This is a genomic window from Asticcacaulis tiandongensis (genome assembly GCF_006475605.1).
Lineage (GTDB): Bacteria > Pseudomonadota > Alphaproteobacteria > Caulobacterales > Caulobacteraceae > Asticcacaulis > Asticcacaulis tiandongensis.
This window is the reverse complement of sequence record NZ_SSBC01000010.1, coordinates 1148256-1164969: the sequence shown is the minus strand read 5'-3', so window position 1 is coordinate 1164969 and position 16714 is coordinate 1148256. Positions and strand designations below refer to the sequence as shown.

General features: G+C 54.5%; 18 protein-coding genes. 12 read left to right on the top strand and 6 right to left on the bottom strand.

All coding sequences use genetic code 11. From position 1 onward, the window contains the following. Genes E5201_RS09735 through E5201_RS09725 form a run of 3 tightly spaced genes read left to right on the top strand, consistent with a single transcriptional unit; the run spans position 1 to position 3176 of the window. Positions 1-927, top strand: a complete 927-nt coding sequence (locus E5201_RS09735) for an ATP-binding protein (RefSeq protein ID WP_181404586.1) — start codon at positions 1-3, stop codon at positions 925-927. Between the two features lie 8 nt (positions 928-935). Continuing rightward, the gene (locus E5201_RS09730; RefSeq protein ID WP_140985830.1) at positions 936-2876 is read left to right on the top strand and encodes a hypothetical protein; all 1941 of its coding nucleotides are present in this window, start codon (positions 936-938) and stop codon (positions 2874-2876) included. A gap of 54 nt (positions 2877-2930) precedes the next feature. Next, positions 2931-3176 carry an AbrB/MazE/SpoVT family DNA-binding domain-containing protein gene (locus E5201_RS09725; RefSeq protein WP_140985829.1) on the top strand — a complete coding sequence of 82 codons (246 nt, stop codon included), beginning with the start codon at positions 2931-2933 and terminating at the stop codon, positions 3174-3176. 525 nt (positions 3177-3701) lie between these two features. Here E5201_RS09725 and E5201_RS09720 read toward each other — a convergent pair. Then, a complete protein-coding gene (locus E5201_RS09720) occupies positions 3702-4505 on the bottom strand; it encodes a DUF2306 domain-containing protein (RefSeq protein ID WP_140985828.1) in 804 nt (267 codons plus the stop codon). A 185-nt stretch (positions 4506-4690) separates the two neighbouring features. On the opposite strand from E5201_RS09720, the gene E5201_RS09715 reads away from it, so the two are divergent. Further along, positions 4691-5740 (top strand): helix-turn-helix domain-containing protein, encoded by a 1050-nt coding sequence (locus E5201_RS09715; RefSeq protein WP_246050546.1) that lies wholly within the window; start codon positions 4691-4693, stop codon positions 5738-5740. A 275-nt stretch (positions 5741-6015) separates the two neighbouring features. Here E5201_RS09715 and E5201_RS09710 read toward each other — a convergent pair whose 3' ends face one another. From E5201_RS09710 to E5201_RS09690, 5 genes are all read right to left on the bottom strand, one after another. Beyond that, complete coding sequence (locus E5201_RS09710; protein WP_140985827.1) at positions 6016-6318, bottom strand: hypothetical protein; 303 nt, start codon at positions 6316-6318, stop codon at positions 6016-6018. Positions 6319-6427: 109 nt separating this feature from the next. Further along, a complete protein-coding gene (mtgA, locus tag E5201_RS09705; RefSeq protein WP_140985826.1) occupies positions 6428-7126 on the bottom strand; it encodes a monofunctional biosynthetic peptidoglycan transglycosylase in 699 nt (232 codons plus the stop codon). A 23-nt stretch (positions 7127-7149) separates the two neighbouring features. Beyond that, positions 7150-8136, bottom strand: a complete 987-nt coding sequence (locus E5201_RS09700; protein ID WP_140985825.1) for a WD40 repeat domain-containing protein — start codon at positions 8134-8136, stop codon at positions 7150-7152. A gap of 39 nt (positions 8137-8175) precedes the next feature. Continuing rightward, positions 8176-9240, bottom strand: coding sequence for an acyltransferase family protein (locus E5201_RS09695; protein ID WP_140985824.1), 1065 nt, complete (start codon positions 9238-9240; stop codon positions 8176-8178). A 186-nt stretch (positions 9241-9426) separates the two neighbouring features. Next, a complete protein-coding gene (locus E5201_RS09690) occupies positions 9427-10542 on the bottom strand; it encodes a CobW family GTP-binding protein (protein WP_140985823.1) in 1116 nt (371 codons plus the stop codon). A 308-nt stretch (positions 10543-10850) separates the two neighbouring features. On the opposite strand from E5201_RS09690, the gene rplU reads away from it, so the two are divergent. The 8 genes from rplU to E5201_RS09650 all read left to right on the top strand — a co-directional run bounded on the left by rplU (position 10851) and on the right by E5201_RS09650 (position 16694). Next, positions 10851-11351, top strand: a complete 501-nt coding sequence (gene rplU / locus E5201_RS09685) for a 50S ribosomal protein L21 (RefSeq protein ID WP_140985822.1) — start codon at positions 10851-10853, stop codon at positions 11349-11351. 24 nt (positions 11352-11375) lie between these two features. Further along, on the top strand, positions 11376-11645 hold the full coding sequence (gene rpmA, locus E5201_RS09680) for a 50S ribosomal protein L27 (RefSeq protein ID WP_140985821.1): 270 nt from the start codon (positions 11376-11378) through the stop codon (positions 11643-11645). A gap of 418 nt (positions 11646-12063) precedes the next feature. Then, positions 12064-12639, top strand: a complete 576-nt coding sequence (locus E5201_RS09675; protein ID WP_140985820.1) for a GNAT family N-acetyltransferase — start codon at positions 12064-12066, stop codon at positions 12637-12639. A 125-nt stretch (positions 12640-12764) separates the two neighbouring features. Continuing rightward, positions 12765-13817, top strand: a complete 1053-nt coding sequence (gene obgE, locus E5201_RS09670; protein ID WP_140985819.1) for a GTPase ObgE — start codon at positions 12765-12767, stop codon at positions 13815-13817. A gap of 6 nt (positions 13818-13823) precedes the next feature. Continuing rightward, on the top strand, positions 13824-14453 hold the full coding sequence (locus tag E5201_RS09665) for a nicotinate-nucleotide adenylyltransferase (protein WP_140985818.1): 630 nt from the start codon (positions 13824-13826) through the stop codon (positions 14451-14453). Between the two features lie 153 nt (positions 14454-14606). Next, positions 14607-14999 carry a ribosome silencing factor gene (gene rsfS / locus E5201_RS09660; protein ID WP_181404604.1) on the top strand — a complete coding sequence of 131 codons (393 nt, stop codon included), beginning with the start codon at positions 14607-14609 and terminating at the stop codon, positions 14997-14999. Positions 15000-15015: 16 nt separating this feature from the next. Further along, positions 15016-15507, top strand: coding sequence for a 23S rRNA (pseudouridine(1915)-N(3))-methyltransferase RlmH (gene rlmH / locus E5201_RS09655; RefSeq protein ID WP_140985816.1), 492 nt, complete (start codon positions 15016-15018; stop codon positions 15505-15507). Positions 15508-15557: 50 nt separating this feature from the next. Then, positions 15558-16694 carry a murein hydrolase activator EnvC family protein gene (locus E5201_RS09650; RefSeq protein ID WP_140985815.1) on the top strand — a complete coding sequence of 379 codons (1137 nt, stop codon included), beginning with the start codon at positions 15558-15560 and terminating at the stop codon, positions 16692-16694. Positions 16695-16714: the final 20 nt, after the last annotated feature.

Below are 16714 nucleotides of genomic sequence, written 5' to 3'. Positions count from 1 at the left end.
ATGAAGTTTTATGATCACTTTGGGCGAGATATGTCGCCCGATGCCAACCTGCGCGCCGCAAAAGTGCGCAAGGCTTTACGTTCAGTTCATATCAACTACCGTCCTCAACTCGAACTCGCCAGCAAACTGGACTATCTTATAAAACTTAGTGAGTTGGATTCTGATGATATCCGGCCCGGCCTTACAGTATTTGGTCCTGAAGGCGCGGGTAAATCATACCCGCTCGCGAGGTTCGCAGAGATGACTAACAGGCGTGCCGGATGCGAAAAGGTTGTCTATTTCAGCTTCAAGACCGCTCGCGGAACAGGTGCCTTTCTAAATCGCCTTCTCACGGAGATTGGTGCCGATCGATGGAAGCCCAGGCCCGGCGAGCGGCAGGCTCAGCTCGAAAATATGCTCGCCGACGTCATTCGGGCGAATAAAACGCTGGTGCTGATTATAGATGAAATCGCCAACGCAAATTTCGTCAATGCCGAAAACACTGCGATGGCGAACTGGATTAAGACCGCTCAGAGTGACCGCCTGCTGAGTATTGTCTTAAGCGGAACGGAAGATTCACGGCTCCTCCTGACACGACGGGATGTCCGCCGACGGCTGGCCGAGGATTGCCAGATTCCACTGCTTACCCAGTCAGCACAGGATATTATTTTCCTCAATCAGGCGCTTACACACTATGAGGGCCAAATGCTCGCGCTCGGGATCGTGCAGCAAAGATCTCATCTTGCCGATCCTGAGACCCTCTCGAAAATCATCGCGGCGACGGGGGGCGGCCTTGGCTACATCATTGATCTTCTGAAGAAGGCGGCCGTGAACGCTACACGCCGCGGTGCCAGCATGATCGCGGAGATTGACCTGGCTCTTGGCGTGGAAGACTGGCTCATCGCCCAGAAACTTATCAAAACCAACCCATTTTCTTATGATCGATAGGTGCCGTCATGCTGCTTAGACTCAAGCCCGAACAGAATGAAGGTTTCGGTTCCTACCTACTGCGCCTGGCCTCACGCAATCTTATCCGAATGAAGAAGGAGCTGCACGCGGAGATTGGTCTTGCGCCCTTAAGTGCAAAACAAGGGACTGAATTTATTGAAGACATAGCGGCATTCAAGCGGGCGACGGGCTTGTCAAAGGCCGAAATCCAGACCCTGGTGCCGATGATACTTGAAGGCGGAGATATATGTGTTCGCCACCTGCATCTTAAGGAATTTCATTTCCAGACCATCAGACGGCGTTATGGGGTGATGCATCTCCGCACAGCCAAAGCCTGCCATTACGCCTGGCAAATCGATTTGCTGCCGATCTGCCCGACGTCATTTGAAGTGCTCCGGGATCGCTGTCCCAGTTGTCTACATGCCCTGGAATGGCCGGTATCTCGAGGGCCGAGCTACTGTGACGACTGCGGATACAATCTTACTCTGGCCGAGCCGGTGACAATGGAGGATGACGAGCGGCAACTGGCGAAACCAATCATGGATTATGTCTTCGGTGATGAGGTTCAGAAAAAACAAGCTGAGCTTACCTTACCCCCCTTATTTAGACATTTCGATAGAGCGGTTTTACTTCAACTCGTCATAATCTTTGGACGTGCAGCAAGATATCTGAATGGGGACGTGCGTGAGTTCAGGAATCGATACGACTATGCCTCAACGCTTGCGGAGTTTTTAGAAGGGGCTCGCCTCATCATAGGTGCCCCGGATGCTCTGCACGAGGTTATGCGGAGCGAGTCCAGGTTTCGGGCCAGCAAATTTCTGGGGGAGGTGAAGCGCTATGCCCGACAGATCGGAACCGTGGCCGCACAGGAAGCGGCTGTCGGTATTGCGAAGGCGCTTAAACCTGATGCTCCCCGGCATATCTCCGCTATCTCTACCGCCCGAAAGAAACATGGCCTGCTCACCTTGAAAGAAATGGCTGCTGACATGGGGTTGCCGGATAAGAGCAAGATAAAAGCATTGGTCGATGCAGGGCTGCTTAGTAGCGAAACTCAACCCGGCGACTTTAAGCGTATCACCTACGTCCGGCGAATTGAGTTTGAGAGGCTCAAAGCCTCAATCGCTGACAGGGTTTCAAGTGTGGAAGTCAGTCAAGCCACGGGGTGGAAAGCATATCATCTGGAGCAGTTTGTAGATGCAGGCTTGCTGGAGTGGCACCCAAGTCAGGCCATACCGCACCTATATTGTCGTGAATATGTCGAACGTGATCCGTTTGAAGCCTTAGTGCGGAGGATTCGAACCCAAATCCCCAATCTTCTGGCGGAGGATGAGAGAATTCCTTTGAGCAAGCTGTATCCGGTCATTGGTGCTACACATAAACCCTTAGCAACCGTCGTTAAGACCGCGCTGACCTTCAATAATCAACTTGAGCTTGGGATCGTAAACCCTTCTGGGCCGTTAGTTGCTGAAAATCTCTCAGTTCCTATGAGGCTTACAGGCTCTGTCGTAAAGGGCGATGTCCCTTGGTATCAACTACCCTTCACGCGGCCCTATATGATGCAGGAAGAAGTGCAAGAGTATCTCAACCTGTTGCCTAAAAACCTTTTCCAGCTTTTGAGGTGTGGAATTCTGGAGTACGCCTCCTTTAATCGGGTGCGGATTGCCACGGATACTGTGGTGCAGGCGGGTGTGGATTATATCGGGGCATGGGAGATCGCGGCGAGGATCGGGAACACTGCAAAGCAATCGGCGCGCTGGGCTCAGGAACGTGACCTTAAGAAACCATCCAAAGACCATGACTTGTGGCGGCGTGAGGATGTCGAAGTCTTCCTGCCTGCAAACAGATATTTGACGCACGTGACGACGACAACCAAACCGGTCAAACGCATGCCCCAATTCGGTCCTGAAATAGAAGAGGAGGAGTGTCCAGGAGTGCGTCGAGCGGTCTAAAGAAGGCAACCCGCGCATGGGATATGCGCGAAATCAATCCAAGAGGAAATGAAAATGGAAAAAGAAGACATAACAAAATCCGGCTGGAATGTTGAATGGCAACGTCTTGATAACGGTGACCTTTTGTGGACCATCCCGGATGAAATAGTGACACAGCTTCAACTCCGTGAAGGACAGAAAGCCTATGTTTGGGTTGCGAATGAGACGATTTTTATCAAGCCGAAACCGCGATTGAGCCAGATAATTGGCCGATGGTTCAAGAGCGCTTCTGGTCTCATTTCTCGCGATCTCAGGACGTAGTGAACCGAGGGCGCTAATGCCTTCTTGGTTCTCTCTGGCACTAATAGCGACCTGATTATGCGTGTTCTCTGTCATCGAAGGAACTGCAATAAGAGTTTCGACTTGCGGGAATAAAATCTATTGTTTCAATTGCTTGCGTGTTCCCGTTTCCGTTTTGCCTTTCTTATCCGCAAAAGTTATATGTTTTCGACAGATTAGCGGTAAGCACCGGATGCACCAAGCTGGCGCACGTTGCAAAACCTAAACAGTTCAGTATGTTGGGGCGCGCGGTTTATTGAGTCCGCACAGTCATTGTCCATTCCGGATGGGATGGGTCGTTTTTCCGGATAAGACGTGTCGATTCCCGGACAATCCTGAAAATCTTTCAAAGCTGCATATTGGCTTAACGGGATGGCGGCTCAGAATAAGCGGTGTTTCGCGAATATCGCGGCACCTTTGGCGGATGTGCATGTCGCTCTTTTGCTTCAGGCTTCATTCTTCCTCAGACAGCAATAAGCGCTGCCTGAGGCTGCGGTCGGCCTGAAGCTACATGTAAGGGCCCCACATGAACGCAACAGCGCCGCCAATGCCGAGAGCCATGAAGGCCGTCCAGAAGAGTACCAGCACACTGACCAGCCGTTTCGTAAGCCTGTGCTGACTACGCTGGGCCAGGAAGTAGAGTTCGAGTACGCTGAGCGGAATGAGAAACGCGCCAAATTGCAGCAGGATGTCGAGGGGACCGGACATGTCCTTCGTTAAGCCCGCGCCACCTTGGCTGATCAGTACCCAGCCCATAATGCCTATACGCAGGAACCATACGCCATTTACGACCATGAAGGTGCGCATGGCCCATTTTCGATGCGCCTCTATCTGACGCTTTATGGCAAGACGCCAAGTTAAGGTAGCGAAGATCAGGATCAGCACGCCGTCAACGGAGACGGCAACTGCGGAAATTATCGACAGATAGGTTGGGCGCATCCAGGTCATCCAGAGTCCGCCTATCGCCAGAATATAAGCAATCACTATGAAGGTGCGGCCGTTCCAGCGATGTAACCAGGGCAACCGTCTGCGAATGACAGGAATGAGCTGAAGCAGGCCGCCAAGCGTAATGACTGCCGCCAGAAGTACGTGGACGATGAATAGAAGATTTCCGGCTTCGTCGCCTTCGACATAACCCTTGATGATCGGCTTGTCGTTCCAGCCCTGATAGTTGCCGCTCATTGTTTTGCGGCCGTAATGGGCGATAATCATCCAAATGAAGGCCAGTTGGCCCGCAGCGGCCGTAAGGTACCAGATCAAGCCTGAGCGTTGCAGTAAGGTTCCGCCGGCGGGTGTCGTTTGTTGTGTCATTTTAAGGCTATGTCTCCCTCAAGCCACGCGACGATGGCCGCGAAAAGGGCGACGATTTATCTTACGGTACGAGCCCGTCTCGCCGATTTGGAAATCGGCGATATATTTTCATTGTTGCCCTCTATCCCTTCACCAAGCGCAATGGTGTAAGATGAAGCGTGTTTCGCGAGTGGGGCCAGATCATAATGAACAAGATGTATGTGTTTCCGCCGATATTTGCGGTTATCGCAGTGACCGTGACGCTGCTGGTCAAACGTGGTCGCAAGATCGAAGACATGCATGTTTACGGAGCGCTGTTTATAGGAGCGATTGGCTTTTTTTGTTTGGGCCGGTTGATCGGTGATGGTTTCGGCGTGGTCTCTGGGCTCATCGCTGTGGCTGCCAATGCGACCTGCGGATGGTCCTGGCTTATGGCACGCGCATTGTTTCGCCCTAAGGCCGTCAGAGCTTCGCCGTGGCCGTTGGCCACAGTCCTGATCCTGGTGTTGGCAGGTGGATTTGTACAATTAGCGGGGCCCTCAATGGAGCCGCTGACACATATGGTTATTAATATTCAGGGACTAACCGGCTCGACCGTGCTTTTGCTTGCGCTGAGCGAGCCGCTGCGGGACATTCGCAATAATATGCCACAGGCCGAACGCGGGTTCCGTGTGAGTTTCCTGACGGGATATGCGACGCTTACGGCAGTCGCAGTGTTGTGGGCCAGCGGTGCTCCGGAAGGCAGTGTAACCGCAGAATGGAGCAACGCGGTTAAGGTTAGCTGCGCGTTTTTGGCGATGTTAGGAGCCAGTATCGCGATCTATTACCGTAGTCATGCACCGCTGTCTGAACCTGTAAAGCGACGAGCGGCGACACATGACGATGAGCTTCTGGCGGCGCGCATTCTAAATCTGATTAGCGACGACAGATTTTACACGACTCCGAACTTGAAGGTCGCAGATCTCGCGCGGCATGTGAACGAAGCGGAATATAAGGTGACGCAGTGCATTACCGGCGCGCTGGGCTTTCGTAACTTCAATCACATGATCAATCACTTTCGCATCAATCAGGCCGCGAGCCAGTTGGCAGACCGCGATTTTGATCATCTGCCGGTGCTGACGATTGCGCTCGATTGTGGCTTTGGGTCTATCGGCCCGTTTAATCGTGCTTTTAAGACGCAGTTTGGAGACACGCCAACAGCGTTTCGAGAAGTGCAACGCCGAGGCGCTGGGTTCGGTTCAGCGATCACCCAATAGCGCAGGCGTCAGACATGTATTCGAAAACGCCAGTATCATTTAGCCACAATGATGCTCAAATCGTTGCCGCAAGTCCTTTTGCCTTGATAGTGAACGTCACCAAAGTGCCTCCGCTATTCGGTGCAGATTGTAAAACTGTTGTTGCTTGGTTTTCTGTGCCGCAGCGGGCGTGAAGGGCCCCATCCATTGTAAGGCACGCACATACCTTTAGCCATGGTGGCCGCCCTTGAAGGAAAGGCGGCAAGACGCCCGTTTGTGCTGGCGTGAGGATGGGCTCAGTTGTCCTGACGCTCTGAGGTAATATGACCGTCGGTTTCGTTATTATAGGGCAGGCGGTCCGCGCCCTCTTCGGTGAGAATGCCGCTCACCGGTGTGCCGTGCAGCACCTCGAAGCTAAAGCCGCGATAGGTCTGGGCCTGAAGATCAAGCTGTAAACCTTCAAGGCTTTCAGCGGGCATATCTGCAGCGAACTTCATCAGTTCGGCATAATCCTCAGGCGTGAGTTCAAGCTCGATAATCTCAGCGCCTTCGGACAGGGTGGTGTTGATGGCCGTGTCCATGCGTTCAAGAACTGACATAGTCTGTCTCCTTTTTGATCCTTGAGCAATCATAAGGGGGACGCGTCTAAATTCTCGATATGGCAGGCTCGGTCGGATAGGTGGGCCGGTATAAAATTAAAGTATAAAATTAATTGAGCACACATTCCGCAAGGCTGCCGTTTTTCACGACACGCGAATTGGCGACAATGGCATTGGAGCGGCGTTTGACATAACGGCCTGAGTTGGCGGCTTTCCATTTCAGTGGGCTGGGGAGGATGGCCGCCAGACGCGACGCTTCGGAACGGCTCAGTTCCGAGGCGCTTTTGCCGAACCAGTGGCGGGAGGCCGATTCTGCCCCATAGATGCCCGGGCCCCATTCAATGCTGTTGAGATAGACCTCAAGGATGCGTTCCTTGGGCCACATCAGCTCAATCAGGCCGGTATAGTAGGCTTCGACGCCTTTACGCACCCACGAGCGCTGCGGCCAGAGGAAGGCATTTTTCGCTGTCTGCTGCGAGATGGTCGAGCCACCGCGTACCTTGCGGCCACGGGCATTGTTTTTCTGGGCCTTTTCGATGGCGTCCAGATCAAAACCCTGATGGGAGCAGAATTTGGCGTCTTCGGCAGCGATGACCGCGACCTTAAGATGATCGGATATTTTCTCCATCGGCACCCAGCGGTGGTCGATGCCGTGGCCTTCGAACGCCCGCTGGAACATCAGGAAGGTAAACGGCACCGGCACGAAGCGGTGCACGGCCACCGAAACTATGCTGAAGATAAACAGGCCGACACAGATTTGCAGCAACAGGCGAAAGGGCCTGAAACGTTTTTTAGCTGTGGCCGCCATGATGTCCCCAAACGCGAAATAGATTATGCTTCGTAGATATAGACCGAACCGTCCTCGTCGCCAATAAGGATGCGGTTGGCTTCGCCCGACATGGCCAAGGCGCTGATGGCGGCACCTTTTTCGCGCTTGATCCATTCCTGAGCGGTGGATTTCAGCTCCGCCAGCCACACGCGCCCATCATCAAGTCCGGCGGAGAGGATGGTGTCCTCGGAAGCGCCTGAGACCACGGTAACAAGGCTTGATTCGTCCGCAGCGATTTCAGAGGCGTTTTCGCCCATCGGGCCATTGGCCTTGAGGAACGGCCAGACGACCGCGCCATTTGCCCCTGAGGTTGCCAGCAGCTTGCCCTTGGCGAAGAAGTCGAGCGACTTGATCTTGGACGGATAGCCGCCCATGCGCATGTCTTTGGAGTCCGCCAACCGCCAGCCGTGCAGCGCATTGTCCTGCATGGCAGTGATCAGGAATTTATCGTCGGGGCTAATGGCGATGTTGGTGTGTGAGCCAGCCCATTTCAGAAGGCTTGGCTTCTGCTGCGCCAGACGGGCAAACCACACATAAGCCCCGCCGTATGAGGATGCGTAAAGCTTGCGGCCCTTGGAATCGAAGGTTAGGCCTGAGACGGAGGAGGGATGCTCCAAAACTTTTGGGGCGTCTTTTTTCACCAGATCATGCAGGTAAACCGTCTTGCCTGATCCGGCGGCCACAAGGTTCGAGGCTTCGCTGACGGCCAGCACGTCAAGCCATGCGCCTTTGTGGGCGGAGATTTCGACCGGGCCAGCCTCTTTGGTCGTCCAGACGATGCGCCCGTCATCACCGCCGGTAATCAGGCCGACGCCTGACGGGTGAATGGCGGCGCTCAAGATGCCTGCGTCGGGATGTGCGGCAAATTCAGCGCCTGCATCAGGGAACGCCACGCGCCCGTCGGCAATGGCCACCACAGGCTCATCGGCAGAGTCGAACAGGGCGGCGACGATGTAATCGCCGTAGTTTTTTTCAAAAGCAAAGGGCATGTAACTATCTGAAAATGGCCGTGAGGCCCATAAAGCGGGTTAGATATTCTGGTTTTGCGGCTGACGTCTGGTATTTGCAAGCGATCGGCCAAGCTTGATCGGAGGGGTTTCTATATATTTGAAGGTCAGCAAGGCAAGCGGAATTGTAGTGATAAACACGGTGAGTATGAACCATAATCCCGTTAGCGGGGTCAGGCGCAACAGAAGGATGATTATAACGCTATGGAGCAAATATAAGGAATAGCTGACTTCGCCAAGCCACCGAAGAAATGCTGCGTTCCAGAATCTGCTGTGACGATTGGCAAAAACAAAAATAAATATCGTTGTTGCAATAACCCAGGCAATCAGGTCGTTCAGCATGGATGGGTTATCGCTTTCGGCGAAGGTGCGTACGGTAAGATTTGCCAATATGGTAAGCAGTAAAGTCGATACAAAAAAAGTGAATTGACGAAGGTCCATTTGCCCAGCGCTGTAACGATAGAAAAACATGCCGGTAACGCACGCAACCAGCATGCTGAGACGTCCGAGAGGGAGTGGCGTTACAAAGAGGGACAGGGCCTGAGCAATGAGGCAGACACCTGTAACAGACACGATTATAAAGATGTTGTTCCGATTAAGCTTCGTAAAGAAGAGAAACGCAAAACCAATATACCATATAGCTTCGAGAGAGAGGGTCCACGAACCGCCAACATAATTTTGCTGTTTCACATATTCCTGAACAAACAGGAGATGTGCCGTCAGATTGGGTAAGAAGTCCGGAGAAAAAAGGAAATTTATCTGCCCCGAAGCCAGTATCGTCAGGAAATATATAAAAATATACAGAGGATAAATTCTAAGGGCACGGCTTATGAAAAACAGCTTTATGTCGCCACGTTTTTCAAGGCTTATAGGTATGATATAGCCGCTGACAAAAAAGAAAACCGCGACCCCGGCGACCCCGAATGCGCCATAGCTTATCCAACTGAACAACCCGTTCCACAATTCAGTGAATTTGCTGTGCTCCAGAGAATGAGCCGTAATAACCAAAAGGGCGGCCCCGCCCCTAAGGGCATCCAGAAAGGCAAACCGTTGTCCTGAGTTTTCGATCGCCGGAGCGCCAACCATAATATCCCGCCAGTCTTAGAAACAGATGCTTCCCGTGCGCACCTGAGAGGTATACGGCCACGGGAAGTTTCTGTGACATAGCAAGATTTGCGCCACCATATCAGCGTTTTGTCAAATCGGGCGTCGTAAGCTGTCTTGCGATCTGCTTAAGCGATTGTTTGGTGTCAGGCTCTCACCCCGGAGGAATTATTTCTCGATGCAGGCGTTGAAGCCGGTGCGCAGGGCGGCTTCGTCAAGGTGACGGCCAATGAACACCGCCCGGCTGAGGCGCGGTTCATTTTCGCCCCAAGGCTTTTGCAGGTCGCCTTCAAGGATCATGTGCACGGCCTGAAACACCAGTCGGCGGTCTTCGTCCTTGATATTGAGGATGCCTTTGGCGCGCAGGATGTCCTGCCCCTTTTCCGCCAGCAGTTTGTCGAGCCAGCGGGTGAAGGCCACGCCATTGATCGGTTTGTCGGTGCTGAAGGAAACGCTGGTGATCTCGGTGTCGTGGATCGGGTTGATGTGGTCATGATTGTGGTGATCATGGCTGTGGTCATGGCCACAGTGCTCGTCATGGACGTGGTCGTGGTCATGCCCGTGATCATGATGATAGTGATCATGCGCATGATCGTGGCCGCAATCATCTGCGCAATCGGGGCCGTGATCGTGGTGATTGGCCACTGAGTCCATTTTCTCAAGATCGAAGCGGTGCTGATTAAGCAGACTTTGGATATCGACGCCTGAACGCTCGGCACGTTGAATGGAGGCCAGCGGGTTCAGGCCCTTGAGGCGGGCTTCGATCTGATTGAGCGTATCACCATCGACCAGATCGGTCTTGTTGAGGATGATATGGTCGGCAAAGGCGATCTGTTCCTTGACGACACGATCGGCGGCCAGCGCCTGATCGAAGTGTTTGGCATCGACCAGAGCCGTCACCGAATCAAGATAGGTCTTGGCCTTCACATCCTCATCCACAAAAAAGGTCTGGGCGACGGGGCCGGGATCGGCAAGGCCGGTGGTTTCCACAATAATCGCATCGAAGCGGCCCTTGCGCTTCAGTAGGTTCGACAGGATGCGGATCAAGTCGCCGCGCACCGTGCAGCAGACGCAGCCGTTATTCATTTCGAACACTTCTTCGTCCGCGCCGACAATCAGGTCGTTATCAATGCCGATTTCACCGAATTCATTGACGATGACGGCGTATTTCTGACCGTGGTTCTCACTCAGGATACGGTTCAGAAGCGTGGTCTTGCCAGCGCCCAGGTAGCCGGTCAGAACCGTTACAGGGGTTTTTTGCGAGACGGGGGCGGTGTCGGCCATGAGATTACGCTTTCGGCTGTCAAATACAGAGATTTGCGCCTTAGTTAAGCCTTTGACGGATGAAATCAAGGAAACAGTGGGGCATTGATCGGGCAGGGGCTGAAATTTTCGACAGCCCAATGCGTAAAGTGTCGGAAACAGGCCCAAAGTGGCTGAAACAGGCATTGACTCAAGGTGCAAAAACTATATAAAGCGCCCCTCTCTCCCGAAGGCAAATGTCTTGCGGGTAATGTTCTTATTTGCGTGAACCTTAGGTGATAACCTGCCGTTCGGGTTCGCGATGCTGAAAACAAAAAGGCACTGAACCGATGTATGCGGTAATTAAAACTGGCGGTAAGCAATACCGCGTATCCGCCGGCGACCTGCTGGTGGTCGAGAAGATCGAAGGCGAAGCCGGCGCAAAGGTTCGTTTTGAAGAAGTCCTGCTCATCGGTGATGAAGCCGGTGCAGTCGTTGGCACGCCTGTCGTTGACGGTGGTGTGGTCGAAGGCACGCTCATCGAAACCCGTAAGGGCAAGAAGGTAAAGATCTTCAAGAAGATCCGTCGTCAGGGCTATCGTCGTACCAATGGTCACCGTCAGCCGGAATCGGCTATCCGCATCACCGCTATCAATGGTGCAGGTAAGTCGGCGGCCTGGGAAGGCACCGTTTCACTGGTGACCAAGGCTGAGCTTGATGCCCGCGCCCGTGGCCTTGCGCCGCGCGGTCTGGCCGAAGCGGTTGAAGCACCGGTTGCCGAAGAAGCCCCCGCCCCAAAGAAGCGTGCTGCGCCTAAGAAAAAGGCCGAAGCCGCGTCTGAAGAAGCGTAATCAGCGAGCCTAAGGAGTTATATCATGGCACATAAAAAGTCAGGCGGCTCGTCACGTAACGGTCGCGATTCAGAATCCAAGCGTCTTGGCGTGAAGCGCTACGGCGGCGAAAACGTCCTTTCCGGCAACATCATTGTTCGCCAGCGTGGCACGAAGTTCTTTCCGGGTGACAATGTAGGCCTCGGCCGCGATCACACCCTTTTTGCGACGGCGCACGGCGCGGTGAAGTTCACGACCAAGCGTGACAACCGTACCTATGTGTCGATCATTCCGGTGGCTGAAGCCGCCGAATAAGCGCTATCTGAGAATTGTCACAGATCGCGCTTATACTATAGGCCGATCTGGACGAAACCAATGAACGGGGAGTCCGGATTTTGTTATCCGGGCTCCCTTTTCGTTTTTCAACTCAACTGAGTTGGGCCGGTCAAGGCGCTCAGACGGATAATCGGTTTAACCTCATCCCCGTTCGTTACCAGTAAGTCGGGACCAGTAAGTCGGGCTTTGTGCCGGAAAAATCAGTTTCTGATATCCGGCGAAATGTTTCGGGTTTTACAGGCTCTTTATGCCTGATGCCCGACAGGTGGCTGTCTTTTTATGCGGGCTCTGACACATTGCCCCGCACAAAATAACCTCAGCGACCCGATAAAACTGGTTTTCAAGCCTTCCGCTGCGGCGGGAACTTAACCTTAACGAAGACAACGGGAATAAGCCAATGATTGCCCCGACCATAGAGACCTTAATGCGCCCCGCAACCGATCATCTGAGCGGTCAGGTGATGGCCAACGAAGTGAAGACGGATCGTCTGTCGCTCAAGAGCCTGCGTGCAGGTGACCTCTATGATCTCATGCAGGTGTTTTCCGATAAGCGCCTGATGCCGCTTAGTGAGTCCGAAGCCGCCGCCTATATTGAGCGTGCGCGTCTGCACTCAAGTGCCAAAATGCCCATCTATGGTGTACGCACTGAAGATGATCGTCTGATCGGCGTTGTCAGTCTGGCCCGTTATGCAACGGGGCAGGGTAATCTGCATATGTTTGGCCCGACCCTTGGCGTTTCAATTGCGCCTGAGTTTCAGGGTATGGGCTATGGCACCGAAGCCGTGAAGGCGCTGGTGGCGCAGATTGCCCGTTACGGTGGACACCGCATCCTGCACGCTGCGCATGTCGCTGATAATGAGGCGGCGTCGCGCGTACTGGTAAAGGCCGGTTTCCTTTACACCGGACGCCGGACAACTGAGTCTGATGCTGCGTCCGGTGACCACGAAGTGTTGCATATGATCCGCTTACTCTGATCTGAGGCGCAAATATCCTCATTCTGAGCATAAGAAATCCGCAAAGATTTGATCTTAGGGCGGACTTAGTTCACAAAGGCGGCTGATACTCCTGTCAGCCGCCTTATCTCTGCTAGTAAGTTACAATGAAATTTCTCGACCAGTGTAAAATCTATATTCGCTCCGGTAACGGAGGCGCGGGGTCCGTGTCGTTCCGGCGGGAGAAGTTCATCCCGAACGGCGGGCCGGACGGTGGCGACGGCGGCAAGGGCGGCAGCGTATGGATCGAAGCGGTTGAGGGGCTGAATACCCTGATCGATTACCGTTATCAGCAGCATTTCAAAGCCAATACCGGCGAACACGGACAGGGCCGTCAGATGCACGGGGCCAATGCCGAGGACCTTATACTTAAGGTGCCGGTGGGTACGCAGGTGTTTGAAGAAGATCACGAGACGCTGGTGGCTGACATGGATACGGTTGGCCAGAAACTGCTTCTGGCTAAGGGGGGCAACGGCGGCTGGGGCAATACGCGCTTCAAGGGGCCGATCAATCAGGCCCCGAAATTTGCCTTGCCCGGACAGGATGGCGAGGAGCGCTGGCTGTGGCTGCGCCTGAAACTGATCGCCGATGCTGGTCTGGTGGGCTTGCCCAATGCCGGTAAATCGACCTTCCTCGCGGCCTCATCGGCGGCAAAGCCCAAGATTGCCGATTATCCGTTCACCACCCTGACGCCTAATCTCGGGGTGATTGACCTTGGGGTCGAGCAGCGGTTTGTTATTGCCGATATTCCGGGCCTGATCGAAGGGGCGTCTGAAGGGGCAGGTCTGGGAACGCGGTTTCTGGGCCATGTCGAGCGTACCAAGGTGCTGATCCACCTGATTGACGGTACGCAGGAAGACCCTGTTGAGGCCTATAAAATTATCCGCAAGGAACTGGCGGCCTATGATGATGGTCTGGCGGATCGTCAGGAAATTGTCGCCATCAACAAGGCGGATTCGCTTGATGCCGATCAGCGTAAGGCCTTGGTCAAGGCGATTAAAAAAGTTTCAAAACAGACGCCGCACCTGATTTCCGGTGTCACCCACGAAGGTGTTCGCGATCTGTTGTTCGCCACGCTCGGGGTGATCAACGAACAAAAAAGCGCCGAGAAGCAGGCGGAAACCCCTGCCGAAAGCAGCTACAGCCCTTGGGATGACTAGGGGGGGATGACTAGGGCTGCCAAGCGGAAAAGCGTACTTAGGGCAGGCTTCCATCTCGGGGCCGCTCAGGTGGTCGGCCTGTTTGGCGGCTCATTCAATCCGGCGCATGAGGGGCATGCCCATGTGGTCAATACGGCCCGCCAAAGATTGGGGCTGGATCGGGTAATCTGGCTGGTGTCGCCGCAGAACCCGCTGAAATCAAAGGCCGATATGACTCCGCTTGAGGCGCGCATAGCTTCGGTTGCACCTTTGGCAGGTGTGGGGGATGTGGTTTCCGATTTTGAGACACGCATCGGTACGGCCTATACGGTCGAAACCCTGCGAGCGTTAAAAATGCGGTTTCCGGCGGTGCACTTTGTCTGGATCATGGGGGCCGACAGTCTGGCGCAATTTCATCGCTGGCGGGACTGGAAAGAGCTTGCCGCGCTTATGCCCATTGCCGTTGTTGCGCGGCCGGGGCAATCGATGAAAAGCCTGAGGTCACCAGCCGCCGCCTATCTTAGGGTGAAAAGGCGGGCCGAACGGCAGGCGCGGCTATTGCCGCACCTTGAGGCACCGGCCTGGATATATCTGACGGCACCGCTGAATAAGACATCGTCAACAGCGATACGGGCGCAAAAGACCGCGCAAAAGTAAAAACTTTGGCATATTGGCAGTCAAAGGATGACCCCTGTCGATGATTGTGCTAAGGTCAACAACAGTTTGTAATCTCAAGGAGCTACTCCTCTGCCCCGTCAGCTAGCGCAAGACGCGCCGACTTCACCTTCCGCCGAACCTCCGGCGGCCGATATTGACCAGAGTTCCACCGTCACTGAGGACGGTCTGGCCGTTGAGACCCTGATTCTCAATCGCCTTGAGGATGATAAGGCGCAAGACATCGTATGTATCGATCTGCGCGGCAAAAGCTCGGTCGCAGACACCCTGATCATCGCTTCGGGTCGTTCCCATCGTCACGTAGGGGCATTGGCTGACCACGTGCTGCGCGCGTTGAAAGAAAGCGGTTTCGGTAAGGCCCGTATCGAAGGTCTTCCGGCCTGCGACTGGGTGCTGATCGATGTCGGTGATGTGGTTGTCCATATCTTCCGTCCCGAAGTGCGCACCTTCTATAATATTGAGAAGATCTGGTCTGTATCGCCCACCGGCGAACGTTCGGGTCACCTGCTCGATTCCCGCCCTGAATAAAGGGCTGGCCTGATCCATGAAACTGGTTCTGGCGGCGGTTGGAAAACTCGGCAATACGCCTGAAAATAATCTGACCCGAGACTATCTGGGCCGTGCCGCGCAAGCGGGACGGCCTTTGGGTTTTGGTGGGGCGGAGTTACTTGAGATCGAGCCTAAGAAAACCGCCCGATCGCAGGATGTGGCGCTCAACAAGGCCCGTGAAGCCGAGGCAATCGTGGCCGCACTGGGTGAAGGCGTATGCCTGATCACCTGTGACGAACGCGGCGACCTTCTGACCTCGCGTCAGATCGCGCAGCGGTTTGATAAGCTTAAGGATTCCGGTGAGCGTAAGCTGGCCCTGCTGATTGGTGGGGCAGACGGGCTTGATCCGGAACTGGTCAGATCAGCGCGGTTTTCGCTGGCCTTCGGGCCGCAGACCTGGCCGCATGCGCTGGTGCGATTGATGCTGGCTGAGCAGATGTATAGGGCGGTAACCATACTGGCCGGATCGCCCTATCATCGGGATTGATACGAAGCGTTTTCTAATCAAGCCTTAACCATAAACGGGTAATTTTAATCATGCGCCGCGCCCGATTCCTGTCACGTCTCAAGCCTGTGGTGGCCCTGTGCCTCATGGGATTGTGCGTGTCCGGTGCGCAGGGGCAGGCGGTCTTAAGCAAACAGGCGCAAGCCGAACTGAATACCATTCAGGCGGAGTTACGCGCCAACGAACGCAAGAGCGAACAGAAGCGCCGCTCTGCCCGACAAATCGCCCGCGAGATGGAAGGCCTGCGTCGTGAGATTATCAATATCGGCCAAAAGCAGGGTGCGTCTGAAAAACGGGCAGCGGTTTATCGGGCGCGTCTTGAGACGCTCAATGCCCATGAGGCTGATCTGACGCGACGTCTGGGGACCATGCGTAACAAGCAGGCGCGTCTCCTGAGCGCCCTGCAGGTCTATTCACGTAATCCGCCCCCGACTATTTTTGTGTCTTCGCGTAAGGCCAATGATGCCGTGCTGGCGGCGATCATCCTCAAGGAAGTGACGCCGGAGCTTAAAAAAAGCGCCGATGCCCTGTCTGAGCAGAACCGTAACCTGCTGGCGGTAAGGCGCGAAGCGGTCCTGCAAAGCGAGGCGCTGTTTATTTCCGAAAGCGATGTCGCTGAACAGCAGGCGCAGCTTGAGGCGCTTCTGGCTGAACGCGGGCGGCTTGAGGATCAGCTTTTGAGTGAAGCCGATGCCTTTGAGGTGCGTAATCTGGAACTTGAGGCGCGCGCGCGCGTGCTGCGTGGCCAGACGCCGCTGAAAGGCTTGCTCGGGACGCAAAAGAGCAAGTCCTTAAATCTGGTGGTGCCGGTCGTGGGCGAAAAGCTGGCAGGCTATGGCGAAACCGTGGACGGGCGTGTCATTCGAGGCGTGCGTCTTAAGGCGGCGGCGGGCGCACAGGTGCGTTCACCGGCGGAAGGCGAAGTGGAATATGCCGGGCCGCTTGAGGGCTATGGTCAGGTGATTATTGTCCATGTCGGCGGCGATTACCGCGTGATTATGACAGGCATAGGCCGGGTCTATGTCGAGGCCGGAAAAACCGTCGGGGCCAATGAACCTTTGGGGCGATTGCCCAACCTAAGCGAAAAGCCGCAATCCTTCTATTTTGAGCTGCGTAAATCCGACCGGCCGGTTAATCCGGCTACGGGTTTTGATCTGTCAAAATTGTAATTGATAACGGGGCTTTCTGC

Bases quoted from the DNA above. Each gene is read 5' to 3' on its own strand.
- E5201_RS09735 (WP_181404586.1), top strand. From the start codon at position 1: ATGAAGTTTTATGATCACTTTGGGCGAGATATGTCGCCCGATGCCAAC.
- E5201_RS09730 (WP_140985830.1), top strand. From the start codon at position 936: ATGCTGCTTAGACTCAAGCCCGAACAGAATGAAGGTTTCGGTTCCTAC.
- E5201_RS09725 (WP_140985829.1), top strand. From the start codon at position 2,931: ATGGAAAAAGAAGACATAACAAAATCCGGCTGGAATGTTGAATGGCAA.
- E5201_RS09720 (WP_140985828.1), bottom strand. From the start codon at position 4,505: ATGACACAACAAACGACACCCGCCGGCGGAACCTTACTGCAACGCTCA.
- E5201_RS09715 (WP_246050546.1), top strand. From the start codon at position 4,691: ATGAACAAGATGTATGTGTTTCCGCCGATATTTGCGGTTATCGCAGTG.
- E5201_RS09710 (WP_140985827.1), bottom strand. From the start codon at position 6,318: ATGTCAGTTCTTGAACGCATGGACACGGCCATCAACACCACCCTGTCC.
- mtgA (WP_140985826.1), bottom strand. From the start codon at position 7,126: ATGGCGGCCACAGCTAAAAAACGTTTCAGGCCCTTTCGCCTGTTGCTG.
- E5201_RS09700 (WP_140985825.1), bottom strand. From the start codon at position 8,136: ATGCCCTTTGCTTTTGAAAAAAACTACGGCGATTACATCGTCGCCGCC.
- E5201_RS09695 (WP_140985824.1), bottom strand. From the start codon at position 9,240: ATGGTTGGCGCTCCGGCGATCGAAAACTCAGGACAACGGTTTGCCTTT.
- E5201_RS09690 (WP_140985823.1), bottom strand. From the start codon at position 10,542: ATGGCCGACACCGCCCCCGTCTCGCAAAAAACCCCTGTAACGGTTCTG.
- rplU (WP_140985822.1), top strand. From the start codon at position 10,851: ATGTATGCGGTAATTAAAACTGGCGGTAAGCAATACCGCGTATCCGCC.
- rpmA (WP_140985821.1), top strand. From the start codon at position 11,376: ATGGCACATAAAAAGTCAGGCGGCTCGTCACGTAACGGTCGCGATTCA.
- E5201_RS09675 (WP_140985820.1), top strand. From the start codon at position 12,064: ATGATTGCCCCGACCATAGAGACCTTAATGCGCCCCGCAACCGATCAT.
- obgE (WP_140985819.1), top strand. From the start codon at position 12,765: ATGAAATTTCTCGACCAGTGTAAAATCTATATTCGCTCCGGTAACGGA.
- E5201_RS09665 (WP_140985818.1), top strand. From the start codon at position 13,824: ATGACTAGGGCTGCCAAGCGGAAAAGCGTACTTAGGGCAGGCTTCCAT.
- rlmH (WP_140985816.1), top strand. From the start codon at position 15,016: ATGAAACTGGTTCTGGCGGCGGTTGGAAAACTCGGCAATACGCCTGAA.
- E5201_RS09650 (WP_140985815.1), top strand. From the start codon at position 15,558: ATGCGCCGCGCCCGATTCCTGTCACGTCTCAAGCCTGTGGTGGCCCTG.